The sequence below is a fragment of the Arthrobacter sp. Soil762 genome (genome assembly GCF_001428335.1).
Classification (GTDB): domain Bacteria; phylum Actinomycetota; class Actinomycetes; order Actinomycetales; family Micrococcaceae; genus Arthrobacter.
On sequence record NZ_LMSG01000006.1, the window covers coordinates 52,152 to 77,352 of the forward strand.

General features: G+C 66.7%; 19 protein-coding genes. 12 read left to right on the top strand and 7 right to left on the bottom strand.

Annotated features, from left to right (window positions below; all coding sequences use genetic code 11):
• Window positions 1-15: 15 nt before the first annotated feature.
• The 4 genes from ASG77_RS06900 to ASG77_RS06915 all read right to left on the bottom strand — a co-directional run bounded on the left by ASG77_RS06900 (window position 16) and on the right by ASG77_RS06915 (window position 7,733).
• Entirely contained in the window at window positions 16-1,395 is a 1,380-nt protein-coding gene (locus ASG77_RS06900; RefSeq protein WP_082575874.1) for a M1 family metallopeptidase, read from the bottom strand.
• A 52-nt stretch (window positions 1,396-1,447) separates the two neighbouring features.
• Window positions 1,448-5,332, bottom strand: a complete 3,885-nt coding sequence (locus tag ASG77_RS06905) for a Pls/PosA family non-ribosomal peptide synthetase (protein WP_056343061.1) — start codon at window positions 5,330-5,332, stop codon at window positions 1,448-1,450.
• Window positions 5,333-5,518: 186 nt separating this feature from the next.
• Entirely contained in the window at window positions 5,519-6,481 is a 963-nt protein-coding gene (locus ASG77_RS06910) for a quinone oxidoreductase family protein (RefSeq protein WP_056342987.1), read from the bottom strand.
• A gap of 160 nt (window positions 6,482-6,641) precedes the next feature.
• Window positions 6,642-7,733 (bottom strand): fatty acid desaturase family protein, encoded by a 1,092-nt coding sequence (locus ASG77_RS06915; protein WP_056342990.1) that lies wholly within the window; start codon window positions 7,731-7,733, stop codon window positions 6,642-6,644.
• A gap of 173 nt (window positions 7,734-7,906) precedes the next feature.
• Here ASG77_RS06915 and argC point away from each other — a divergent pair, with 173 nt between their 5' ends.
• The 9 genes from argC (at window position 7,907) to ASG77_RS06960 (ending at window position 17,646) form a co-directional block, all read left to right on the top strand.
• Window positions 7,907-8,938, top strand: a complete 1,032-nt coding sequence (gene argC / locus ASG77_RS06920) for an N-acetyl-gamma-glutamyl-phosphate reductase (RefSeq protein ID WP_056342994.1) — start codon at window positions 7,907-7,909, stop codon at window positions 8,936-8,938.
• Window positions 8,935-10,101, top strand: a complete 1,167-nt coding sequence (argJ, locus tag ASG77_RS06925; protein WP_056342997.1) for a bifunctional glutamate N-acetyltransferase/amino-acid acetyltransferase ArgJ — start codon at window positions 8,935-8,937, stop codon at window positions 10,099-10,101. Before argC ends, argJ begins: the two co-directional genes overlap by 4 nt.
• Window positions 10,102-10,156: 55 nt before the next feature.
• Window positions 10,157-11,134 (top strand): acetylglutamate kinase, encoded by a 978-nt coding sequence (argB, locus tag ASG77_RS06930; protein WP_056342999.1) that lies wholly within the window; start codon window positions 10,157-10,159, stop codon window positions 11,132-11,134.
• On the top strand, window positions 11,131-12,420 hold the full coding sequence (locus ASG77_RS06935; RefSeq protein ID WP_056343003.1) for an acetylornithine transaminase: 1,290 nt from the start codon (window positions 11,131-11,133) through the stop codon (window positions 12,418-12,420). The genes argB and ASG77_RS06935 overlap by 4 nt, the downstream gene beginning before the upstream one ends.
• The gene (gene argF / locus ASG77_RS06940; protein ID WP_056343005.1) at window positions 12,417-13,433 is read left to right on the top strand and encodes an ornithine carbamoyltransferase; all 1,017 of its coding nucleotides are present in this window, start codon (window positions 12,417-12,419) and stop codon (window positions 13,431-13,433) included. The genes ASG77_RS06935 and argF overlap by 4 nt, the downstream gene beginning before the upstream one ends.
• The gene (locus tag ASG77_RS06945; RefSeq protein ID WP_056343008.1) at window positions 13,433-13,969 is read left to right on the top strand and encodes an arginine repressor; all 537 of its coding nucleotides are present in this window, start codon (window positions 13,433-13,435) and stop codon (window positions 13,967-13,969) included. The genes argF and ASG77_RS06945 overlap by 1 nt, the downstream gene beginning before the upstream one ends.
• 107 nt (window positions 13,970-14,076) lie before the next feature.
• Window positions 14,077-15,282 carry an argininosuccinate synthase gene (locus ASG77_RS06950; RefSeq protein ID WP_056343011.1) on the top strand — a complete coding sequence of 402 codons (1,206 nt, stop codon included), beginning with the start codon at window positions 14,077-14,079 and terminating at the stop codon, window positions 15,280-15,282.
• 6 nt (window positions 15,283-15,288) lie between these two features.
• The gene (gene argH / locus ASG77_RS06955; RefSeq protein WP_056343014.1) at window positions 15,289-16,728 is read left to right on the top strand and encodes an argininosuccinate lyase; all 1,440 of its coding nucleotides are present in this window, start codon (window positions 15,289-15,291) and stop codon (window positions 16,726-16,728) included.
• 150 nt (window positions 16,729-16,878) lie between these two features.
• Window positions 16,879-17,646: a maleylpyruvate isomerase family mycothiol-dependent enzyme gene (locus ASG77_RS06960; RefSeq protein ID WP_056343016.1), complete on the top strand. Its 768-nt coding sequence runs from the start codon at window positions 16,879-16,881 to the stop codon at window positions 17,644-17,646.
• A gap of 2 nt (window positions 17,647-17,648) precedes the next feature.
• Here the strand turns inward: ASG77_RS06960 and ASG77_RS06965 are convergent, their stop codons facing one another.
• Entirely contained in the window at window positions 17,649-18,143 is a 495-nt protein-coding gene (locus ASG77_RS06965) for a methylated-DNA--[protein]-cysteine S-methyltransferase (protein WP_056343020.1), read from the bottom strand.
• Entirely contained in the window at window positions 18,140-19,666 is a 1,527-nt protein-coding gene (locus tag ASG77_RS06970) for an AlkA N-terminal domain-containing protein (RefSeq protein WP_056343023.1), read from the bottom strand. The genes ASG77_RS06965 and ASG77_RS06970 overlap by 4 nt, the downstream gene beginning before the upstream one ends.
• Window positions 19,667-19,744: 78 nt before the next feature.
• On the opposite strand from ASG77_RS06970, the gene ASG77_RS06975 reads away from it, so the two are divergent.
• Entirely contained in the window at window positions 19,745-20,395 is a 651-nt protein-coding gene (locus ASG77_RS06975) for a DNA-3-methyladenine glycosylase (protein ID WP_056343026.1), read from the top strand.
• On the opposite strand, the gene ASG77_RS06980 is transcribed toward ASG77_RS06975, so the two are convergent.
• Entirely contained in the window at window positions 20,365-21,000 is a 636-nt protein-coding gene (locus ASG77_RS06980; RefSeq protein ID WP_082575875.1) for a GNAT family N-acetyltransferase, read from the bottom strand. The genes ASG77_RS06975 and ASG77_RS06980 overlap by 31 nt on opposite strands.
• 155 nt (window positions 21,001-21,155) lie before the next feature.
• Between ASG77_RS06980 and ASG77_RS06985 the strand changes: the two genes are divergently transcribed.
• Together ASG77_RS06985 and tyrS are read left to right on the top strand one after the other, a co-directional pair.
• Window positions 21,156-23,384 carry a HelD family protein gene (locus ASG77_RS06985; RefSeq protein WP_056343029.1) on the top strand — a complete coding sequence of 743 codons (2,229 nt, stop codon included), beginning with the start codon at window positions 21,156-21,158 and terminating at the stop codon, window positions 23,382-23,384.
• Window positions 23,385-23,463: 79 nt separating this feature from the next.
• Complete coding sequence (gene tyrS / locus ASG77_RS06990; protein WP_056343031.1) at window positions 23,464-24,777, top strand: tyrosine--tRNA ligase; 1,314 nt, start codon at window positions 23,464-23,466, stop codon at window positions 24,775-24,777.
• Window positions 24,778-25,201 lie beyond the last annotated feature (424 nt).

Genomic DNA, 25,201 nt, shown 5'->3' on the forward strand with positions numbered 1-25,201 from the left:
TCAGCGTTTTGCTGGTCAGCGCACCGGCAGTGGCGGGAGGGCTGCTTCGAGCAGCCACGGGTGCAGCAGCGCCTCGGTGTCCAGGCCGGTAGCCCGGTCCGCGGCGAGAATAAACGCCGCCGTGGACACTGAACCGTGACGGTGGGCATCCGTCCAGTCGTGCAGCAACGCAAAGAATGCCAGGTCGCCGCACCGGACCCGCAGGGCATGCAGGGCCAGGGCTCCCCGCTTGTAGACGCGGTCATCAAACATAAGCTCCGGCCCGGGGTCGCCCACGATAATGTCCTGGCTGCCGGCGGCGAGTTTCCGCCAGGCTGCGGCGGCCCGGTTCGCGACAGGCAGGACGCCCGCCTCCTCCGACCAGATCCACTCCGCATAGCAGGCGAAGCCCTCGTGGAGCCAGATGTCCGACCATGATGCGGCAGTGAGGGAGTTCCCGAACCACTGGTGTGCGAGTTCGTGGGCGATGAGCCGCTGGGATTCCCACTCCTGCGTCAGATGGTTCCGGCCCAGAATGGAGAGCGTCTGCGCTTCAAGCGGTATTTCCAGCTCGTCTTCGGTCACCACCACGGAGTATTCCGGGAAAGGGTAGGGCCCGAAACAGCTGGCAAAGGTGCGCATCATCTCAGGCTGCCTCGCCAGGCCTTCGCGGGCCGTGTCGACCAGCAGTGCCGGGACGGCGGCGAACTGCGGAACCTGCCCGTCCACGGGGAAGGGGGTCAGGGCGAGGAACTCATAGCGGCCGATCTGGACCGTGGCCAGGTAGGTGGCCATGGGCTCGGCCTGTTCGTAGACCCAGGTCTCGCGGCTGGCCCTGCTGGTGTGGGAGATCAGGGTGCCGTTACACACGGCCCGGTAATTGGCGTCGGTGGTCACGCTGATCCGGTAGCTGGCCTTGTCGCCGGGGTGGTCGTTGCACGGGAACCAGGAGGCGGCGCCGTTCGGCTGGCCGGCCACAAGGACCCCGTCGGTGAGTTCCTCCCAGCCCACCTCGCCCCAGAACCCGCGCCGGGGACCAGGGTTGCCTTCGTAGCGGATGTCGAGGGTAAATTCCTCGCCCGCCGGCAGCGCGGCCTCGGGCACAATGACCAACTGCCCGGCGCGCTGGCTGAACTTTTTGACCCGGCGCCCGCTGAGCTGGATCTTCGTGGCCCGGAGCCCGGTCAGGTCCAGCACGAGGGCCGCCGTAGCGTACTGTGTGACCGCGCTCAGGACCGCACGCCCGCTCAGGCGGTTACTGCTGAGCTTGTAGTCAATGTCCAGTTCGTAGCGGCGGACCTTGTACGCGTTTGTGCCATGGCCGGGCATATAGGGGTCGGGCGCAGATGCGCCGTGCTCCGAGTTGCGTGCTGGGCCGGTATTCGCGGCCGTGGGGCTCGGTGCGGGGGAACTCATAAGACGGTCTTTCCGATCAGCGTTGGGCGACAGGACAGCTGGTATTGCGGGGCTAGCGGGGTTTGGGAGCGGACGCTGCGGGACCGCTCCAGGGGCTCACCGGGTTGCCCATCCAATAGGTCGCGGCGGGAACGGATTCGCCCCGCATCACCAGAGAAGCCGGTCCAACAGTTCCGCCGCTGCCGATGCTTGCCTGCGGCAGGATAACGCCGTGGGGCCCCATGGTGGCTCCGTCTTCGAGGGTAACAGTGTCCAGGCTCATGACCCGGTCATGGAACAGGTGCGTCTGGACCACACAGCCACGGTTGACGGTGGAGTTCCGCCCGAGGGTGACCAGGTCCGCTTCGGGGAGCCAGTAGCTTTCGCACCACGTGCCGCGGCCGATCCGGGCACCGAGCGCCCGGAGCCACCAGACCAGGGCCGGGGTCCCGGTGGCTGCCCGCGCGAACCAGGGGGCGCTGACCATTTCGATAAACGTATCGACCACCTCGTTGCGCCAAATGAAGGAGCTCCAGAGCGGGTGCTCGCCGGCCCGGATCCGGCCCACGAGGACCCATTTGGCGACGACGGCGCTGCCCGCGGCCGCCGCGCCCGCCAGCAGCATCACGACGCCGCCCAGGGCTGCGGCAATCCCGTAGTTGTAGGTAGCGGCCAGCCAGTCAAAAGCAAGCATCACGCCGGCGGCGATCGCCACCGTTACCACCACGGGGATGAAGCGGCCCAGTTCCCAGAGGCAGCGGGCAAACTTGAGCCGCAGCGGCGGCTGGTACGTGCGGGTGTCGTCCGAGGCGATGGCGGTGCGCCGGAGCCGCACAGGCGGGCTGCCCAACCAGGAGGTCCCGGACTTGGCCTTGGCCGGTGTGGCCGACAGGACGGCGACGAGTGAGTTCTTGGGGACATTCCGGCCGGCAGCGGTCATGCCCGAGTTGCCCAGGAAGGAGCGCTTGCCGATCTTCGCGGGCGCAATCCGCAGCCACCCGCCGTCGAGCTCGTAGGAGGCCACCATGGTGTCGTCGGCCAGGAAGGCGCCTTCGCCCACGGTGGTCATCTTGGGGATGAGCAGGACCGTGGAGGCTTCGACGTTCTTGCCGATCTTGGCGCCCAGCAGGCGCAGCCAGACCGGCGTGAAAAGGCTAGCGTAGATGGGGAAGAGCAGGTCGCGGGCCAGGTCCAGTACGCGTTCCGTCGCCCAGACCTGCCAGCCGATCCGGCTGCGGACGCGGTAGTAGCCCTCCGCCAGGCCGATGCCGAGCAGCCGGGTAGTGACCAAAATGAGGAGGAGGTTGACGACGAACCACACGAGGGCCGCGGGTGCGAGGGCCAGCAGGAGTTGCGGGACGGCTGCGTAGAGCGATTCACTGCCTTGGATGAAGGCAAAGACCACCAGTGCCGCAGCGGCGGCGGAGACGTAAGGGATCAGGGCCAGCACGGCTGAAGCCATGGCGAATCCGGCGAACCAGAGCCGGCCAATCAGCCGATGTTCGGCAGGAGTGTCCGGCAGCGAGTGCTTGGCCCTGCCCCTGCGCTCGGCCGGGGACCCGGCAACGTGGTGGCCGGCCTTCACCTTGCCGAGGACGGCCGAGCCGGGCTCCACCTGGGCTCCGGCGCCAATGGAAGCGCCGGGCATCAGCGTGCTGCGCGCCCCGACGCTGGCTCCTGCCCCGATATGGACGGCCCCGATGTGGACGATGTCCCCGTCGATCCACCAACCGGAAAGATCCACCTCAGGCTCGACGTTGGAGCCGCTGCCGAGGGAAAGCATCCCGGTGACAGGCGGCAGCGAGTGCAGTTGGACGTTGTTGCCGATCTTGGCGCCCAACGCCCGGGCGTAGTACGGCACCCATGGTGCACTGGCGAGGCTGATGGCCCCGGCGAGGTCCTGGACGTGTTCGGCCAGCCAGAGGCGCAGGTGCACCCGCCCGGAGCGCGGGTACGTTCCCGGCCGCACCTTCCGGAGCAGCATCCGGGCCGCGGCCACGGAAATCAGCATCCGGCCGGCCGGGGAGACGAAGACGAGCCAGGAGGCGGCCACCCACCACCAGGAAACGGTGGGGGCAGCGCTGAAGCCGGCCATCGCGGCCAGCACGTTGTTGGCCGCCATGAGGTAGGTCAGCCAGCGCATCCCCACCAGAATGTGCAAGGGAATACCCATCAGCGACTGGAAGACCTGGGACTTAAACGCGGTGGGGCGTACAGTCCGGGACGGCGCCGGCCCGGTGGCCACTCCGTCGGGAAGGGTCTGGCGGGCCGCATCAATCAGCGCACCGATCCTGGGTGTGGCATAAATGTCGGCGACTGTGATGGTCGGGTACCGGACCCTGAGGGCTGAGACCAGCTGGGCAGCGGACAGGGAGCCGCCGCCGTAGGCGAAGAAGTCGGCGTCGAGGCTTGTTACGCGGCTGCCCAGGACTGCAGTCCACTGTTCGGCCACCCAGGAGGCATCTTCGGGCAGGTTCAAGGGGGCAGCGTCGGCTTCCGCCGCGCCGGTCCCGGTCAGCGGCCAGGGCAGGGCGTGGCGGTCCACCTTGCCGCTGGTTTTGGTAGGCAGGGAGTCGACGACGGTCAGCAGCGGAATGAGCGGCGCGGGTAGGCTCTCCGCCAGGAGTTTGCGGGCGGCCGCCAGATCCAGGTCAGCGTCGGCGGCGGCCAGGTAGCCCACCAGGATCTGGTTTCCTGCAGCGGTTGTCCGTACTGCTGCAGCAGCTCCGGCAACGTGCGGGAGGGCCTGCAGGGCGGCGTCAATTTCGCCCAGTTCGATGCGGCGTCCACCGAGCTTGACCTGTTCGTCGGCGCGGCCCATGAAGATCAGTCCGGCGGCTTCGTAGCGGACCAGGTCGCCCGAACGGTAGGCGCGGTCCCAGCCGAATGACGGCATGGGTGCGTACTTCTCCCGGTCCTTGTCCGGGTCAAGGTATCGGGCCAATCCGACGCCGCCAATGATCAGTTCGCCGATCTCCCCTTCGCCGACGGGCAGTCCTTCAGCATCCACTACGGCCAGGTCCCAGCCGTCCAGGGGAAGTCCGATCCGGACCGGACCGGGGCCACCGAGGGGAGCCGCGCAGGCCACTACCGTGGCCTCCGTGGGGCCGTAGGTGTTCCAGACTTCACGGCCCGGGACGGCAAGCCGCTCGGCCAACTCGGGCGGGCAGGCCTCGCCGCCGAAAATCAGGAGCCGGACGCTCTCCAGGGACTCGGCCGGCCAGAGGGCAGCCAGGGTCGGAACGGTGGACACTGCGGTGATGCCGTGGCTGATGAGCCACGGGCCGAGGTCCGTTCCGGTCCTGACCAGGGCCCGCGGTGCGGGCACCAGGCAGGCGCCGTGACGCCAGGCAAGCCACATTTCCTCACACGAGGCATCAAAGGCGACCGAAAGCCCTGCCAGTACCCTGTCCTGCGGGCCGAGGGGCTCCGCTTGCAGGAAGATCCGGGCTTCGGCGTCAACAAAGGCGGCGGCGGAGCGGTGCTGGACCGCGACGCCCTTTGGCGTGCCGGTGGAACCGGAGGTAAAGATCACCCACGCGTCATCGCCGGGCTCGGCTGAACGGCTTTCGGCAGCACGACGCTCGGCTTCACCGCGTTCACCGCGTTCAGCGGGTTCCGGGGAGTCAGGCACGGAGACCGCGGCCCCACCCGTGAGCACTGCGGCTACGCCAGCCTCACCGAAAACGAGCCGGGCACGTTCCTCAGGGTCGTCGGCGTCCACCGGAACGTAGGCGGCACCGATGTGCAGGATAGCGAGAATCGAGATGTAGAGCTCGCTGGTCCCGGACGGAATCCGCACACCTATCCTGTCGCCGGCGCCCAGCCCGGCGGCCTGGAGCTCCCGTCCTTTGGCCCGGACCGCGGCCATCAGGTCGGCGTAGCTCAGGGAACGCCGGCCGTCGTCGAGCGCTGAGGCCTCCGGGAAACGTGCCGCCGAGTCCGCCAGGATGGCCATGAGGGTCCGCTCGGGCGGGGCCAGGGGAAAACCGTCCAGCTGGGGGCGGTAGGGATCCTCCTGCAGGGATGCTACGACGTTTGACTGATCCTCACTCACGGATGGATTCTGCCTGAGTAAAGTGAACGCAAGGTGCCCAGAATTAGTTGAAGTTTCATGTTCTGTTCACGCATCTGCCTGTATCCATCAGGGAACCAGCAGGACCTTGCCCGTGGTGCGCCGGCCCTCGAGGTCCTCATGGGAACGTCGCGCCTCGGCCAGGGGGTACGTGGCGCCGATCCGTACCATCAGGCTCCCCTTTTCTGCGGCGGCGAAGATCTCCGCCGAGCGCCAGCGTCGCTCCTGCTCGTTGAGCAGGAAGTGGGCCAGGGACGGACGCGTCAGCGTCAGCGACCCGCCGGCGTTGAGGCGCTGCGGATCCACCGGCGGAACGGCCCCGGAGGCTGCCCCGAACAGGACCAGCATGCCTCGCGTGCGGAGGCAGGAGAGGGACCCGTCAAAGGTGTTCCGGCCGACGCCGTCGTACACCACGTCCACGCCCTTCCCGTTGGTGAGTTCGCGGACATGGTGGGGGAAGCCTTCGTACCGCAGCACATGGTCGGCCCCGGCGTCGCGGGCAAGTTCTCCCTTGGCCTCCGAGGAAACCGTGGTGATGACGCGCGCGCCCCTCTCCTTCAGCAGTTGGATCAGCAGCAGGCCGACGCCGCCGGCACCTGCGTGCGTCAGTACTGTGTGGCCCGGTTCGACCTTGAAGGAGGAATTGATGAGGTAGTGGGCGGTCATGCCTTGGAGCGGCAAGGCAGCCGCCGTCAGGTCGTCGACGCCGTCCGGCACCGGAAGTGCCTTTGCCGCATCGAGCACCGCGTAGCCGGCGTAGCATTTGGCGCCCTCGGCCGTGGCCACCCTGCTGCCGACTGCGAAGTTTTCGACGCCTTCGCCGAGCTCCTCTACAGTCCCAGCGGCTTCCGAGCCAGGAGTAAAGGGGAACGGGACCTGGTACATGCCCCCGCGCTGATAGGTGTCGATGAAGTTCACACCGGCTACCGCCACCTTGATGAGCAACTGGCCGGGACCCGGCGTCGGTCGGTCCACCTCGGCGATCTCGAGGACTTCCGGACCTCCGGACTGGCGGGCAACGATGGCTTGCATAAAAGGTCTCCTCTCCGGGCGGGGGTTTCCCGCGGCCGGTGTCTCTAACCATCCTAGGGATACCGCTACCGACGACGAAGCGACAGCCGGTAGCCGGCCGTCGCTTCGGGTCATGCGCGGCAGAGTCATGCGGGGGAGCCCGCGTGGCTCGGGATGCGTGCTAGAACCGCCGGGTCACCGTTGCCATGGGGCACTCGAAGTGGCGCCCGGCAGCGAGCCCCACTTCGTTGAGGTAGCGGACGATGATGCCGTAGGACTGCAGGAGCGTGGTTTCCGTGTAGGGAACCTGGTGCTTGTTGCAGTACTCGCGGACGATCTTGGCTGCCTTGTCCAGTTGGGGGCGTGCCATGTCCGGGAAGAGGTGGTGCTCAGCCTGGCGGTTCAGGCCGCCGAGCAGGATGTCCATAAACCGGCCACCGGAGATGTTCCGTGACGTCAGGACCTGGCGGCTGAAGAAGTCCACGCGGCTGTCCGCGGGCAGGACCGGCATGCCCTTGTGGTTCGGCGCGAAGGAAGCACCCATGTAGAAACCAAAGACGGCAAGCTGTACGCCGATGAAGGCGAACGCCATTCCCAGTGGCAGGAATGTAAAAGCGAGCACGGGCAGCAGGCTCAGTCGGGCCACCAGGATGGGAAGCTCTACCCAGCGGTGTGTCACCTTGGCCCGCCGGAAGACGAACTTAACGGAATCGATCTGCAGCCCCAGGCCAACAAGGAACAGTAACGGGAAGAAGAACCAGCCCTGCTTGCGGGTCAGGAACGAAAACCGGCCCTGCCGTGTGGCGGCACCTTCGGTGTGGAAGGCGATGGCGCCGGTGGCAATGTCCGGATCCTTCGAAATGACGTTGGGGTGGTTGTGGTGGGCGCCGTGCTTCTGCTCCCACCAGGAGTAGCTCATGCCGGCAACCGAGGTGGCCAGGATCCGGGCGGTCCAGTCGTTGGCGCGGCGGGACGCGAATATCTGGCGGTGCCCGGCCTCGTGGGCCAGGAAACTCAGCTGTGTGCAGAGGATCCCGACGGCCGCGGCGATGAGGAGCTGGAACCAGCTGTCGCCGATCAGGGCAAACCCGAACCAGGTGGCGGCCATCAGGAGTACCAGGCTGGCAAAGAGCGTGATGTAGAAACCGACGCGGCGTTCCAGCAGGCCTTCAGCCTTGACGCTCTTCAGCAGCTCCGAATAGCTCAGGACAACGGCGTTGGGCTGCCGGACACGCGATTTAGGGCGCTCTGACGTGGGGAACGTGGTGGTCATGGAGCGGGCCTCGTAACTGTTTCGGGCAACGGTGCAGCCGACATTCGGACTGCACGGTCATGATCACCCTCACCCCAGCTTACGCCTGCTTGTCCAGCGGCCCTGGGAATCGATGCCAACATCGATGCATAAATATCGGACACACTGAATACTTTTGCTGTAAGATTCACGGCATGACTATTTCTGTTGCCGTCTCCGGAGCCAGCGGCTACGCCGGGGGAGAAGTCCTGCGGCTCCTGGCGGGACATCCGGACGTGACCATCGGCGCCATCACCGCGCACAGCAATGCAGGCTCCCGCCTCGGCGAGCTGCAGCCGCACCTGCACGGACTGGCCAGCCGCATCCTGGAAGACACCACGGTGGAGAACCTCTCCGGGCATGATGTGGTGTTCCTGGCGCTCCCGCATGGCGCTTCCGCCGAGATCGCGGCACAGCTCCCGGAGGGGACCGTAGTGATCGACGCCGGCGCAGACCACCGCCTTGAAGATCCGGCCGCGTGGGAAAAGTTCTACGGCTCGGCCCACGCCGGGATGTGGCCCTACGGCCTGCCGGAGCTCCCCGGCCAGCGCGAAGCCCTCAAGGGCGCCACCCGGATCGCCGTCCCGGGCTGCTACCCGACGTCGGCCCTCCTGGCCCTGGCGCCCGGGTTCGCCGCCGAGCTGCTCCAGCCCGACGACGTCGTCATCGTTTCCGCCTCCGGCACCTCGGGTGCGGGCAAGGCCGCGAAGGTGAACCTGATCGGTTCTGAGGTGATGGGCTCGATGAGCCCGTACGGAGTGGGCGGCGGCCACCGCCACACCCCCGAAATTGAACAGGGCCTCTCCAATGCTGCCGGGGAGAGTGTCACTGTGTCCTTCACCCCGACGCTCGCGCCGATGAGCCGCGGCATCCTCACCACCGCCACCGCGAAGGTCAAGCCCGGCACCACCGCGGCGGACCTCCGCCAGGCGTGGGCGGATGCGTACGACGACGAACCGTTTGTCCACCTCTTGCCGGAAGGGCAGTGGCCCGCCACCAAGTCCGTCCAGGGCTCCAACCACGCGGCCATGCAGTTGGCACTGGATGAACACACCGGCCGCGTGATTGTGACGTGCGTCATTGATAACCTCACCAAGGGGACTGCCGGCGGCGCCGTGCAGTCCATGAATATTGCGCTTGGCCTGCCGGAAACCGCCGGCCTCAACCTGCAGGGAGTTGCACCGTGACCGTTACCGCCCCCCTGGGATTCCGCGCCGCTGGCGTCACCGCCGGGCTGAAGACCTCCGGTAAGCCGGACTTCGCCCTGGTGGTCAACGACGGCCCGTCCAAGGCGGCGGCCGCCGTCTTCACCAGCAACCGGGTGGCCGCGGCCCCCGTCCACTGGTCCCGCCAGGTGGTCTCGGACGGCCGCGTGGACGCAGTGGTCCTCAACTCCGGCGGCGCCAACGCCTGTACGGGTCCCCAGGGGTTCCAGAACACCCACAGCACGGCCGAAAAAGTGGCCGCGGTCCTCGGCATCTCGGCGACGGACGTGTTTGTCTGTTCCACCGGCCTGATCGGCGAGCAGCTGCCCATGGACAAGATCCTCCCGGGCGTCGAGGCTGCCTCGGCAGCGCTCAGCACGGACGGCGGTCCGGATGCGGCCACTGCCATCATGACCACAGACTCAGTGCCGAAGTCCGCACTGTTCATCGGCACGGACGCCGACGGCCAGGAGTTCACCATCGGCGGCATCGCCAAGGGCGCCGGCATGCTGGCACCCGGCCTGGCCACCATGCTGGTGGTCCTCACCACTGACGCCGACGTCGAGGCGGAAATGCTCGACGTCGTCCTCCGCGACGCCACGCGCGTCACCTTCGACCGGGCTGATTCGGACGGCTGCATGTCCACCAATGACACCGTGGTGCTGCTGGCTTCCGGCGCGTCCGGTGCCGTCCCGTCCGCCGAAGCCTTTGGTGCCGGGCTGACCCAGGTGTGCGCCGAACTGGCGCGCAAGCTGATCGGGGACGCCGAAGGCGCCAGCCACGACATCGCCATCCGTACGTTCAACGCCGCAAGCGAGCGGGACGCTGAAACGGTCAGCCGCTCCGTGGCGCGGTCCAACCTTTTCAAAGCAGCCATCTTCGGCAAGGACCCCAACTGGGGCCGCGTACTGTCCGCCGTGGGCACCACTGACGCCGTGTTCGAACCAGACCAGCTGAACGTGGCCATCAATGGCATCCAGATCTGCCGCAACGGCAGCATCGGCGACGACCGCAACCTGGTGGACCTCGAACCCCGCGAAGTCCACGTTGAGATTGACCTGCAGGCCGGCGACGCGGAGGCGACCGTCTGGACCAACGACCTCACCCACGACTACGTCCACGAGAACAGCGCCTACTCAAGCTGATCCCCGAGCCAATCCCCGAGCTAATCAACCAGCCACCCCTGGAGATACTGCACGCATGAACACCCAGACCCGTGAAACGACGTCCATGAGTGATGCCCAAAGCAAGGCCGGCACCCTGATCGAGGCGCTGCCTTGGATCCAGCGGTTCGCCGGCACCACCATGGTGATCAAATACGGCGGAAACGCCATGGTTAATGACGAACTGCGCCGTGCGTTCGCCGAAGACGTGGTGTTCCTGCACCATGTGGGCATCCACCCCGTGGTGGTCCACGGCGGCGGTCCGCAGATCAACTCCATGCTGGCGCGGCTGGGTATCGAGTCCGAGTTCAAGGGCGGCCTCCGCGTCACCACCCCCGAAGCCATGGACGTGGTCCGGATGGTCCTCACCGGCCAGGTGGGCCGCGAACTGGTGGGCCTGATCAACTCCCACGGCCCCTATGCGGTGGGAATGTCCGGCGAAGACGGCGGCCTGCTCCGTGCCGTCCGGACCGGCACCGTCATCGACGGCGAAGAAGTGGACCTCGGCCTGGTGGGCGAAGTTGTCGGCGTGAACCCGGAAGGCATCCTGGACATTCTCGCTGCCGGCCGCATCCCGGTCATCTCCACCGTGGCCCCGGAAATCGAGTCCTCCGGCGTCGAGACGGCGGCCGGAGAGGTCCAGACCACGGGCCAGGTCCTGAACGTCAACGCGGATACTGCAGCGGCGGCCCTCGCCGAAGCGCTGGGGGCCTCCAAACTGGTGATCCTCACCGACGTCGAAGGACTGTACGCCAACTGGCCGGATAAGTCCTCCCTCATCTCCTCCCTCACCGCCTCGGAGCTGCGCCAGCTCCTGCCCTCGCTCGAATCGGGCATGATCCCCAAGATGGAAGCGTGCCTCAAGGCCATTGATGGCGGAGTGGAACGCGCGCACATCGTGGACGGCCGCCTGCCGCACTCGATGCTCCTGGAAACATTCACGACGGCGGGCATAGGCACCCAGGTTGTTCCCGACGAAGACGCAGACAGCCAAGAACAGGGAGCCAACTCATGAACGCGGTAAAAACAGGAAGCCACGTGGCCAGCACACTCGAGAAGACTCCGGTGGGAGACCTGGTTGACGGTACAGGCCACAGCAGCGGGGCTGAGTGGCTTACGCGCTACTCCACGTCCCTGATGGGTGTCTTTGGCACGCCGCAGCGTGTCCTGGTCCGCGGTGCCGGCTGCCTGGTCTGGGACGCCGACGGCAAGGAATACCTGGACCTGCTCGGCGGCATCGCCGTCAACGCCCTCGGCCATGCCCACCCGTTTGTCACGTCCGTGATTTCGAGCCAGCTGGCCACGCTGGGCCATGTCTCCAACTTCTTCACCAGCCCCACGCAGATCGCGCTTGCCGAAAAGCTGCTGGCCCTGACGAAAGCCCCGGCGGGCTCGAAGGTGTTCTTCACCAACTCCGGCACGGAAGCCAACGAGGCCGCCTTTAAGCTGGCGCGGCGCAACGCAACAGGCCCGGACGGCGCACCCCGCACCAAGATCATCGCCCTGGAAGGTGCCTTCCACGGACGCACCATGGGTGCCCTGGCCTTGACCGCCAAGGAAGCCTACCGCGCGCCGTTTGAGCCGTTGCCCGGCGGCGTGGTGCACATCCCGTTCGGCGACATCGCAGCACTGGAAGCAGCCGTCGACGAGACCGTGGCCGCCGTTTTCCTGGAGCCCATCCAGGGCGAAGCCGGAGTCCGGCCCCTGCCCGTCGGCTACCTGCGGGCAGCCCGCGAGGCGACCACCAAAGCCGGCGCCCTGCTGATCCTGGACGAGGTCCAGACCGGCATCGGCCGCACCGGCAAATGGCTCGCGACCGAGGACGCCGGGATTGTTCCGGACGCGATCACCCTGGCAAAGGGCCTCGGCGGCGGCTTCCCCATCGGTGCGCTCCTCACGTTCGGTGAGCGGACTTCGTCGCTCCTGTCCGCGGGCCAGCACGGCACCACTTTCGGCGGCAACCCGGTGGCGACGGCGGCCGCGCTGGCCACACTGCACGCGATCGAAAGCCAGCGGGTCCTGGAAAACGTTGCAGTTGTGGGGGACTATCTCCGCACCGGGCTCGCCGACGTCGACGGCGTCACCGAAGTCCGCGGCGAAGGCCTGCTCATCGGCTTCGACCTGGACGCCGACGTGGCCCCCGCCGTGGTGACCGCAGGCCTCGACGCCGGTTTTATCGTCAACAGCCCCGGCCCGCGCACCATCCGGCTTGCCCCGCCGCTTATCCTCACCAAGGACCAGGCCGGCACCTTCCTCGCCGGCCTCCCGGCAATCCTCCAGACAGCTAAGGACGCGCAGTGACCCCTGTAGTTTCTTCCGCCGGCACAGCCAGCAGCACACGCCACTTCCTGAAGGACACGGACCTCAGCCCCGCTGAGCAGGCCGAGGTTTTGGACCTGGCCGTCCGGATGAAGGCCGCGCCGTACAGCGTGCAGCCCTTCGCCGCGGAGGGCAACGGCCGCAAAACTGTAGCCGTGATCTTCGACAAGACCTCCACCCGCACCCGGGTTTCCTTCGCCACCGGCATCGCGGACATGGGCGGCAACGCCCTGATCATCAACCCCGGCGAAGCCCAGATCGGCCATAAGGAGTCTGTCGAGGACACCGCCAAGGTCCTGGAGCGTATGGTGTCCACCATTGTGTGGCGCACCGGCGCGCACTCGGGCCTCGTGGCCATGGCGGCGAACTCCAGGGTGCCGGTTATCAATGCCCTGTGCGACGACTACCACCCGTGCCAGCTCTTGGCCGACCTGCTCGCGGTGAAGGAACACAAGGGCGAGCTGGCGGGCCTCACCATGAGCTACCTGGGCGACGCCGCCAACAACATGGCCAACTCCTACCTGTTGGCCGGCGTCACCGCCGGGATGCACGTCCGCATCGCCGGCCCGGAAGGCTACCTCCCGGCCGCGGAGATCGTTGCCGCAGCGGAGGAGCGCGCCGCCCAGACCGGCGGTTCCGTACTGGTCACCACCGACGCCGCCGTTGCCCTCAAGGGCGCCGACGTTGTAGCCACGGACACCTGGGTCTCCATGGGCCAGGAAGCCGAAAAGGAAGCCCGGCTGCAGCTGTTCCGGGAGTACTCCGTGGATGAGGAGGCCATGGCACACGCGGCGGAGGACGCCGTCGTGCTTCACTGCCTGCCCGCCTACCGCGGCTACGAGATTTCGGCGGGCGTCATCGACGGCCCGCAGTCGATCGTCTGGGACGAAGCGGAGAACCGGCTGCACGCGCAGAAGGCACTGATGGCCTGGCTGATGCACCGGTCCGGGCTCGCCGTCGTCGAAGGACTGGCCCCCGTGGAGGCTGGCAACTAGTGTCCGTCCCGCCGGCATCGCCGGGCTCCAGCCCGGCCACCAAAACGGCCCGCCAGGCGCGCATCACCGCGATCCTGACGGGTGAATCGGTGCGCTCCCAGGCGGAGCTGGCTGCTTTGCTGGCGGACGACGGCGTCCAGGTCACCCAGGCCACGCTGTCCCGGGACCTCGTGGAACTCGGCGCCGTCCGGGTCCGCGGCAAGGAAGGCGTGCTGGTTTACGCCGTCCCCGGCGAGGGCGGCGAACGTGCGGCCAAGAGCGGGGTCAGCCAGGAGATCCTGGATGCCCGGCTTGCCCGGCTGTGCAGTGAACTCCTGGTCACGGCGGAAGCCTCGGCCAACATCGCGGTGCTCCGGACCCCGCCCGGTGCGGCCAACTTCCTGGCCCTGGCCATCGACCACTCGGTGATGCCCTCCATCCTGGGAACCATTGCCGGTGACGACACAGTTCTGCTGGTTTCCCGGGATCCGCAGGGCGGGCAGGACCTCGCGGTCCGGTTCCTGCAGCTCGCCGAGGAAGCCGGCGGCGGCCAGTAGGCCCACACCGCCCGAACACCCTCCCGGTGTGACAGGCTTTCCCCAGAACGTTTTTCCCTGAAGAATTTCCCCGATCAACATCTACAACCCCAATTAGGAGCATTTTCGTGACTGAGCGCATTGTTCTGGCCTACTCCGGTGGCCTCGATACTTCCGTAGCCATCGGCTGGATCGGTGAAGCCACCGGTGCCGAGGTCATCGCCGTCGCGGTCGACGTCGGACAGGGCGGCGAGTCGCTGGAGACCATCCGCCAGCGCGCCCTCGGCTGCGGCGCCGTCGAAGCCTACGTGGCCGACGCGTCCGACGAGTTCGCCAACGAATACTGCATGCCCACGCTGAAGGCCAACGCCCTCTACCAGGGCCACTACCCGCTGGTTTCGGCCATCTCCCGGCCGGTCATCGTCAAGCACCTGGTCAAGGCCGCCCGTGAATTCGGCGCCACCACCGTGGCCCACGGCTGCACCGGCAAGGGCAACGACCAGGTCCGCTTTGAGGTGGGCATCCAGACCCTCGGCCCGGACCTGAAGTGCATCGCACCGGTCCGCGACCTCGCCCTCACCCGCGACAAGGCCATCGCCTTCGCCGAGGAAAAGGGACTGCCGATCGAGACCACCAAGAAGAACCCGTACTCGATCGACCAGAACGTCTGGGGACGCGCCGTCGAAACCGGTTACCTCGAGGACATCTGGAACGCGCCCACCAAGGACATCTACGACTACACCGCGACGCCGGAGTTCCCGCCGGCCCCGGATGAGGTCACCATTTCCTTCGAAGCCGGCGTGCCGGTAGCAATCGACGGCGTCCGGGTCACCCCGCTGCAGGCCATCAAGGAACTGAACCGCCGTGCCGGCGCGCAGGGTGTGGGCCGGATCGACGTCGTGGAGGACCGCCTCGTGGGCATCAAGTCCCGCGAAATCTACGAAGCCCCGGGTGCCATGGCGCTGATCACCGCGCACAAGCACCTCGAGGACATCACCGTCGAGCGCGAGCAGGCCCGCTTCAAGGCCACTGTTGGCCAGCGCTGGGCAGAGCTGGTCTATGACGGCCAGTGGTTCTCGCCGCTCAAGCGCTCCCTGGACGCGTTCATCGAAGACACCCAGAAGTACGTCACCGGCGACATCCGCATGGTGCTGCACGGTGGACAGGCGATCGTCAACGGCCGCCGCTCCGAGACCTCGCTCTACGACTTCGACCTCGCCACCTACGACACCGGCGACACGTTCGACCAGTCCATGGCGCGCGGCTTCATCGAGCTGTGGGGCATGTCCGCCAAGGTTGCCTCCGGCCGCGATATCCGCGTCGCAGGAAAGTAAGAATCGGTGGTTGAGCCTGTCGAAACCCCGAAATCCGACGCGACCAACACCGGCGCACTGTGGGGTGGCCGGTTCGCCGGCGGCCCCGCGGATGCCCTCGCAGCCCTGAGTAAGTCCACGCACTTTGACTGGCGGCTGGCCCGCTACGACATCGCCGGCTCCAAGGCGCACGCCCGCGTGCTTCACAAGGCAGGCCTGCTGGACGATCCCGAACTCGAGGGCATGCTCGACGCCCTCGGCCGGCTGGACGACGACGTGGCCTCCGGCGCCTACCTGCCGGCGGAGTCCGATGAGGACGTACACGGCTCACTGGAACGCGGCCTGATCGAGCGCGCTGGCACCCAGCTGGGCGGCAAGCTCCGCGCCGGACGGTCCCGCAACGACCAGGTGGCCACGCTGGGCCGCATGTTCCTGCGTGACCACGCCCGGATCATCGCGCGCGGCGTGCTGGCAACCATCGAGGCGCTGGTGGGGCAGGCCAAGGCCCATCAGGGTGTGGCCATGCCAGGCCGTACTCACCTGCAGCATGCCCAGCCCATCCTGCTCAGCCACCACCTGCTGGCCCATGCCTGGGCGCTACTGCGCGATGTGCAGCGGCTCCAGGACTGGGACAAGCGCGCAGGGGTCTCGCCGTACGGTTCCGGTGCCCTCGCAGGCTCGTCGCTGGGCCTCGACCCGGAGGCCGTCGCGGCGGACCTGGGCTTCTTCTCCGCCACGCACAACTCCATTGACGGCACCGCATCGCGCGATGTCTTCGCCGAGTTTGCGTGGGTTACGGCCATGATCGGGGTGGACCTGTCCCGCGTTTCGGAGGAAGTCATTCTCTGGGCAACCAAGGAGTTCTCCTTTGTGACCCTGCACGATTCCTACTCCACTGGTTCCTCGATCATGCCGCAGAAGAAGAACCCCGATGTCGCCGAGCTGGCCCGCGGCAAGGCAGGGCGCCTGATCGGCAACCTGACCGGGCTGCTGGCCACGCTCAAGGGACTGCCGCTCGCGTACAACCGCGACCTGCAGGAGGACAAGGAACCGGTCTTCGATGCCGCCGACACCCTGGAGCTGCTGCTTCCGGCTGTCTCGGGCATGATCGCGACGCTGAAGTTCAACACGGAACGGATGGAGTCGCTGGCACCGCAGGGCTTCGCGCTGGCCACGGACATTGCCGAGTGGCTGGTCCGCCAGGGTGTTCCGTTCCGCGAGGCGCACGAACTCTCCGGAGCAGCGGTCAAGCAGGCCGAAAGCCGCGACGTGGAGCTGTGGGACCTGACAGATGAGGAATACGCAGCTATTTCGGAGCACCTGACTCCGGAGGTCCGCACGGTCCTGTCCACGGAAGGGTCGCTGAACAGCCGCAACTCACAGGGCGGCACCGCACCCGCCGCCGTCGAACGCCAGCTGCTCGCGCTGGAAGGCGAGCTCGCCGGCGTGCGCGGGTACGCAGCCTAACCCACAAACGCTCTCTCACTTAATGCGTCATTTTGGCCAACGCTCTCTCACTTTCCTCAAGAAAGTGAGAGAGCGTTGCCGATATTCATGCATTAACTGAGAGAGCGTTCTGCGTTAAGAGTCGTTAACTCTGTCGGCTACCATGGCGCTATGACTGAGATCACTACTTCAGAACTACTGGCCGAACTGCATAAGGCCGCCGACGCCGTGGCCTCGACCGCCGCGAAATTCACCGATGAGGATGTCAAGGCACCGTCGGGACTGCCCGGCTGGACCCGCGGGCACGTCCTGGCGCATCTCGCCGGCATCTCCAACGCCATGGCGCGGCAGCTGGAATTTGCCGCCCGCGGCGCCACTGTTGAGCTGTATGACGGCGGCCAGGACGGACGCACGAAGGCCATCGAGATGGCCGCCGGCCACTACGCGGATGCGCACCGGGGAGACCTGCAGGCCGGCCTGGACCGGGCACTGAAGGCTTTTGATTCGCTGGAAGGAGACGCCGACTGGCAGGCCTCCATTGCCTACCGTGGAGGAGTGGTCTTCGACGGCGGCCTCGCGCTGTGGCGTGAACTGGTGATCCACACCGCGGACCTGGACGCGGGCCTCGGGCCCGAGACGTGGAGCCGGAAGTTCTGCGAGCACCTCTTCGACTTCCTGGCGGCCCGTGTCCCGCCGGGGGAAAAACTCGTGCTGCAGCCACTCGGGCTCCCGCCCGTGACCCTTGGCCTCGGCCGTTCCACCGTCATCAGCGGGATGATCACTGACATTGCCGCCTGGCTGGCCGGCCGTGAGCCATCGCTCGGCAGCCTGCGGGCAACAGCCGCCGCGGACGGCGTGGACCTCCCGGAACTGCTGCCCTGGCCATCCGGGACACCGGCTGCCGGAGCCACTCCATCCGGGACACCCGCAGCGCGGTAGCCCTATCCGGCCTCGCGGGCCAGCAGGCTCTCCTTGATGGCCAGGCCCCAGCGGAAACCGCCCAGGGAACCGTCTGTGCGGATGACGCGGTGGCACGGCACAAACAAGGCAGCCGCGTTGAACGCACACGCGCTGGCCGCGGCCCGGACCGCCTTCGGATTTCCGGAAAGCCCGGCATACTCGGTGTACGTCACCGGCGACCCGGGACGAACGGTCCTCAGCACATCCCAGGCGTGCGACCGGAACGGCCCAGACTTCTGGCGCACGGGGACGGCCATGGCAGGCGCGGGATCGCCGTCATAGAAGGCCTCCACGGCCCGGGAGATGCTGCCCAGGTCCGTGACCGCTTCGACGTCGCCCGGCCGCAGCTCGGGGTGGATCTGGCCCGTCAGCTCGCCCGGCTCGGCGGTCCAGCCCGAGGCGAGGACCACGCCGTCCTGGGCAAGGATGGTGAACGGTCCGTCCGGGGTGGACATCACTAACAGCTGGGCTTTCATAGCATCGCTTTCTCTGGAACGGCTTGTATAGGTTTGGAGGATTTGGACTCCGCAGCGGCGCGCCACATGTGCATAGTGGCGTAGGACCGCCACGGGCTGACCTCGCGGAAATCGGGGCTTGGCGTCACGCCAGGCGCCTCAACGCCGCCGCCGTCTTGGTTCGTGAGGGCTGGGGCGAGCGCCCGGATGCCGTTTCGCACCGCGGCGTCGTTGGCCAGAAACACGTCCGGCGCGCCGAGGACACGCATTGCCACGTAGCCCACGGTCCACGGGCCCACCCCGGGAAGGGGAAGCAGCTTGGCGCCGAGCCCGGGCAGATCGTCCCCGTAGCCAAAATCCAGTTGGCCTCCAGCCAGGGCCGACGCGGCGGAACGGATGGCGTCAATCCGGCGTTGCGGACCGCGCAGCAGCGTGTAGCCGGTCTCGGCGATTTCGGCCGCGGTGGGAAACAGCCGGTCAAGGCCCTCGCCGGGGACCGCGCTGGGACTGCCGGCAGCGGCCAGCTGCGTCAGTGCGGTCCGGGCCGCAGCCACGGTGATTTGCTGCCCGATCATCGCCCGGATGAGCAGCTCCCGCGGATCCACCGCGCCGGGCATCCTGATGCCCGGCGCAGTGGCAACCGAGGCGGCCAGGCGGGGCTCCTGGGACAGGGCACTGTCGATGGCCACCGGATCGGCGTCGAGGTCGAAGAGCCGGCGTACCCTGCTCAGCAGTGCGGGCAGGTCCCGGAGGTCCACCGCGCCGATGGTGAGGGTCAGCGGCCGTCCGGGAGCGCCGTCGTCGTAAGTCACGCTGAAGCGGGCATCGCCATGCGGAAGCTGCAAAGTACGGGCGTACGACGTCGGCGTCCCCGCCTCGATCCCGGGGATCGCCCTGACGGCGAGGAAGGAAAAGATGCCGGGATCGAACGGTTCGCGGTACGGCAGGCTCAACGTCAGCGACGTCGCGGCGGCAGGGGAGCGGTGGTGCCTGGCGGTCGCGCGCAGGGCAGTGGGCGTCATGGCGAACACCTCCACCATGGTGTCGTTGAACTGGCGGACGCTGCTGAAGCCGGAGGCGAATGCGATGTCCGCCAGCTTCATCGCTGTGGACACCAACAGGGTGCGGGCGGTCTGGGCGCGGCTGGCCCGGGCCAGGGAGAGCGGGCCGGCGCCAAGTTCGTGGCTGAGGATCCGGTTGAGCTGGCGGGAGGAGTACCCCAGCCGGGCGGCGAGGCCCTCCACCCCGTCCCGGTTGATTACGCCGTCGTTGATCAGGCGCATCGCGCGGCCCGCCAGGTCCTGCCGGATGTTCCACGCAGGCGTGCCTGGCACTGCTTCCGGGAGACAGCGCTTGCACGCCCGGTAGCCGGCGTCGTGCGCTGCGGCAGAGGTTTCGTAGAAGGTGACGTTCACGGCTTTCGGGGTCCTGGCGGGGCAGGACGGGCGGCAGTAGATGCCGGTGGTCCGGACAGCGGTGTAGAACTGCCCGTCGAACCGGGTGTCCCGCGCGTCAATCGCGCGGTAGCGCTGCCAGAAGTCCATGACCTCCATCCTGCCAGCCGGCGACCGGGACTGCTAGCGGAAATCGGACACGGCCGTGGCGTTCGATAGAGTCGGACCATGACCGCCAGCCTGAGTCCCGCCAGCCCGGATCAGCTCCGCGAACTGCTGTCCGGCGACGCCCGGAGGGTCGCTCCGCGGTTGCTGGGATCCGTACTGACCCACCACAGCCACGAGGGAACGGTGGCTGTGCGGATCACCGAGGTGGAGGCGTACATGGGTCCCGGCGACTCGTCGCATCCGGATCCCGGCTCCCACACTTTCCGTGGCCCCACGGCCCGCAACGCGCCCATGTTCGGCCCTGCCGGCCACCTCTACGTCTACTTCACGTATGGCATGCACTACTGCGCCAACATCGTCTGCGGCCCGGCGGGCACCGCCTCTGCCGTCCTGCTGCGGGCGGGCGAGGTGGTGGAGGGGCAGCACCTCGCGATGGTGCGGCGTCCGACGTCGAAATCGGCCCTTGACCTGGCGAGCGGCCCGGCCCGGCTGGCCACCACGCTGGCCCTCACTACCGCCGACAGCGGCCGGGATGCGCTGGCTGACCCCTTCGAGCTGCGGCTGCCTTCGGTACCCGCTCCGGTGTTCAGTTCCGGGCCGAGGGTGGGCGTTTCCGGCGACGGCGGCTCCTCGGCGTATCCCTGGCGCTTCTGGCTGCCAGGCGATCCCACCGTGTCCCGCTACAAGGCGGCAAAGGTGCGCCGGGCATAATCAGTCCCGCCGGGGTGGTCTCCGGCAAGGGCGAACGGCGCCAACCGGTGCTGGAGGCGCTGTTGCACCGCGGGCCATTCCTGCCCCAGGACCGAGAACACTGCGGAATCCGCACGTGTGCCGTCAGGTGCCAGGCGGTGGCTGCGCAACACGCCCTCGAACGTTGCCCCCAGCCGTTCGATGGCTGCGGCGCTGCGCACATTGCGTGCGTCGCAGCGAAACGCAACGCGCTGAACGTGAAGGCTTTCGAACGCAAAGGTGAGCAGGGCGTGCTTGCTGGCGGGATTTACGTGCGTGCCCCAGAACTGCCGTCCAAAGAACGTGCCGCCGACTTCCACGCGTTGCTGGGCGGCATCGAACGCATTCAGCGCGGTTGTGCCCAGGAGGGCCCCGGTCCGCTGGTCCGTCACGGCGAAGGCCAGGCTGGCCGGGTCCTCAATCCTGGCCGCAAACAGCCCCGAAAGCTCGTGCGCCGTGGCAGGCAGGGGCGCGGCCATTCCTGCCCACATCGCGGCGTCCAGGAAGTCAAACAGCCCTTCGGCATGGTGCGGTGCCAACGGAAGGAGGGAAAGCCCGTATCCGGTCAGGACGTTCTCGTGGTGCATTGCAGTATTGAATCACTCACGGGGCGGAACGGCTACGGAAGTGTGCGGCCTGAAAGTGAACATTGGGTGACTTCCGGGGCAGGGGACCGGCGGGCGCGTTAACCGAAATGGTTGTAGAATGGACGGTCTGTCTTTTGCGATAGGGGAACGTTTAAATGCTCGACGCCGATTTGGCCCACGAACGGAACTATGTTGCCGGCCTTTACGCGCGGCTGGAAGAGCTCCGCACGGAAAAGCGCCAGCAGTTGGCACAGGTCCGCCGGGCCGGTGCCGTGGGCACCATGCAGAATGTCTCTGAACGCGACGCCTTCGCCGCGCTCTACGAGGACCGCCTCGCCCAGCTCGACGCCGTCGACGACCGCCTGGTCTTCGGCCGCCTCGACCTGGATTCCGGTGAGGCCCAGTACATTGGGCGCATCGGCCTGACCACCGATGACCTCCAGCGGCTCATGGTGGACTGGCGCGCGCCCGAAGCCGGCCACTTCTACCAGGCAACGGCGTTTGACCGGCAGGGCGTCCGCCGCCGGCGGCACCTGATTCTGCAGGGCCGGGAAGTCAAGGCCATCGAGGATGACGTCCTTGATGCGGACATGCTCGCGGACGACGCCTCGCTGCAGGGCGAAGGAGCATTGCTGGCGGCTCTGGATTCCAAGCGCACGGGCCGGATGTCCGACATCGTCGGCACCATCCAGTCCGAGCAGGACCGCATCATCCGGTCCTCCATTTCCGGTGCCCTCGTGGTGCAGGGTGGCCCCGGTACCGGTAAGACTGCTGTGGCACTGCACCGGGCCGCGTACCTGCTTTACACACGCCGGGAACGGCTGAAGACTGCCGGCGTGCTGCTGGTGGGCCCGTCGTCGTCCTTTATGAAGTACATCGAACGTGTTCTTCCCTCGCTCGGTGAGACCGGCGTGGTCATGGCCAGCGTGGGTCGCCTGATGCCCGGGATCAAAGCGGTTGCTGAACCTGAGGCAGAGGTCGCGGCCATCAAGGGGCGGCTGGACATGGTGAAGGTTGTGGCCAATGCGGTGGCGAACCGGCAGCGGATCCCCGCCGAGGACCGTGTCCTGGACGTCGACGGCCGCAAGCTGGTGCTGACGCGGCGGCAGGTAAGCCGTGCGCGCGAACGTGCCCGGTCCACCGGCAAGCCGCACAACGAGGCACGCCTGACGTTTATCAAAATTCTGCTCCGCGAACTGACCGAGCAGATGACCGATCTTGTGGAGGCCGGGAGCATCGGCAACAACGCCGACCGCTCGTATCTGGCAGAAGACGTCCGCACGGCCCGCGACGTCCGGATCGTCCTGAACCTGTGCTGGATGCCGATGACTCCGGAGAAGCTGATCACCGAGCTTCTGAGCAAGCCCGCAGTCCTGGCGGCCTGCACACCGAACCTGTCCCTTAGGGAGCGCTCGCTGCTTCTGCGCCCCGCTGGTGCGCCCTGGACCGAGGCCGACGTCCCGCTGCTGGACGAGGCCGCGGAGCTCCTTGGCGAAATGGACCCGGCGGCGGGACGTGGCCTTGCACAGCAGGAGCACGACCGCGCCCGCGACCTTGCCAACGCCAAGCAGACACTGGTGAACATGGGGGACATGGGTGTCGATGTCCTCATCACTGCGGAGGAACTCGCCGATCAGAACCAGGAGCGCGAGAACCGCCTGACGGCCGCCGAGCGCGCCACCAGCGACCGCACGTGGGCATTCGGCCACATCGTGGTGGATGAGGCGCAGGAGCTTTCGCCCATGCAATGGCGCCTGCTGGTCCGCCGTTGCCCGCTGAAATCCTTCACCATCGTGGGCGACATCGCGCAGACCAGTTCAGTCGCCGGCGCGAACTCCTGGCAGGGGGCCCTGGCGCCCATGTTCGGTGACCGCTGGCAGCTGGAGGAGCTGACAGTCAACTACCGGACGCCCTCCCAGATCGCCGAAGCCGCCGCCCGCATGGCCAACGCGGCCGGACTGGTGGTTTCCGCGCCGAAGGCCGTCCGCGAGGGACGGTGGGCCCCCGTCATCGACAAGGTTGACCACGGACAGGTGGTGAGCCGTTTGGTGGAGGTGCTCCCCGAGGAACTGGCAGCGCTCGACGGCGGCCTCCTCGCCGTGATTGCCGACGGCGACCTTTTGCCGGCTGCAACGTCAGCCCTTCGTGCCGTGTACGGCCGGCGCATCGGCAACGGCGCGGGCAGCTACGAACAGGACATCGTGGTCATCAGCCCGCGCGAGGCCAAGGGCCTGGAGTTCGACGGCGTTGTGGTGCTCGAGCCGTCCGTCATGCTCAACCGCGAGCATGGCCGGGTGGGCGATCTGTACGTCGCCATGACCCGACCCACCCAGCGGCTCCGGCTGATCGCCGCGGAAGGTATTCCGGCAGGCATAGAAGGCTGAGCCGGTCCGCTTTGCCTCTCGACGGCCGGCGCCGTTCATTTCGGCGCCGGGCGTCGCCGATCCTGCTAACTTAGAAGTCGTGTCAGAACTCAACGATCTCGAATCCCAGCAGAACGACCCCACCTTCGCCAATGTCTGGCAGGAGCTGAAGTGGCGCGGCCTGGTCCACGTCTCCACCGATGAAGAGGAACTGGAAAAGCTCCTCGCCGGTGATCCGATCACCTATTACTGCGGATTCGACCCCACCGCGCCCAGCCTGCACCTGGGCAACCTGGTCCAACTCCTCGTGATGCGCCGGCTGCAGCTCGCAGGGCACAAGCCGCTGGGACTGGTGGGCGGATCCACAGGACTGATCGGCGATCCGCGGCCCACCGCAGAACGCACGCTGAACACCAAGGACACCGTTAACGAATGGGTGGGCTACCTGCAGGCTCAGGTTCGCCGATTCCTCAGCTTCGATGGCCCCAGCGCCGCCCGCATGGTCAACAACCTCGACTGGACCGCACCGCTGAGCGCCATCGACTTCCTGCGCGAGATCGGAAAGCACTACAGGGTCGGCACCATGCTTCGCAAGGATGCTGTTGCGTCCCGCCTCAGTTCGGACGAGGGCATCAGCTACACGGAATTCAGCTACCAGATCCTGCAGGGCATGGACTACCTCCAGCTGTTCCGTGACTACGGCTGCATGCTGCAGACCGGCGGTTCGGACCAGTGGGGCAACCTCACCAGCGGCACTGAACTCATCCGCAAGGTTGAGGGCAAGAGTGTGCACGCCCTGGGTACGCCGTTGATCACCAACTCGGATGGCACGAAGTTCGGCAAGAGCGAAGGCAACGCCATCTGGCTCGACGCCGGCATGTGCAGCCCGTACGCCTTCTACCAGTTCTGGCTGAACACCGCCGACTCTGACGTGGTGGACCGGCTGAAGGTCTTCACTTTCCTGAGCCGCGCTGAAATCGAAACGCTGGCAGCTGCCGTTGCCGAACGTCCCTTTGCCCGGGAAGGCCAGCGGAAGCTGGCGTTCGAAGTGACTTCCCTGGTCCACGGTGTGGAGGCAACGGAGAAAGTCATCGCGGCGTCCGCTGCACTTTTTGGCAACGGTGACCTGTCCGCCCTGGACCGGCCAACCCTGGAAGCAGCCACGTCGGAGCTTCCGTCCGCCCGCATCCAGGTGGATGGCCTCGGGATCATTGACCTGCTGGTGGCATCCGGCCTGTCGGAGAGCAAGTCCGCGGCCCGGCGGACCGTCGGCGAAGGCGGCGCCTATGTAAACAACGAGAAGGTGTCCGACCCGGAAGCTGTCATCTCCGAATCGGAACTGCTGCATGGCCAGTACCTGCTCCTGCGCCGCGGAAAGAAGAATCTCGCGACTGTCGAAGTCCTGGTTCCTTAGCCTCGCCAAGCCCCCATTCACGCTCCTCCGCAGCCGATTTGCACGGTCTCGGGGGAGCGTGTATTGTTTTCTGAGTCGCCGCCATTGAGTGGTGACAAACCCCTTCACAAGAGAAGCAATTCATCGTGTGCAAAGCACGAAAATGATGAAAAGCTTCACTTTTTGATGGGCGGATTCGTTCCACAGAGTGAATATCGGGAAAATAACCCGGATTTGCAAAGTGAATAAGAATGAAATAAGCTATAAACATCGCAGCGAAGAAAAGCGAAACAAAAGAATTCAGTTGAATATGAATTGTTTCGGGAATTATTCGAATGTGTCTGTTGTTTGAGAACTCAATAGTGTGCCAAGTTTGTTGATACCAATTTATTGTATTGAATTGGTTGAATTGACTGGATCCGCCACCCCGTGGTGTGGTCTGGTT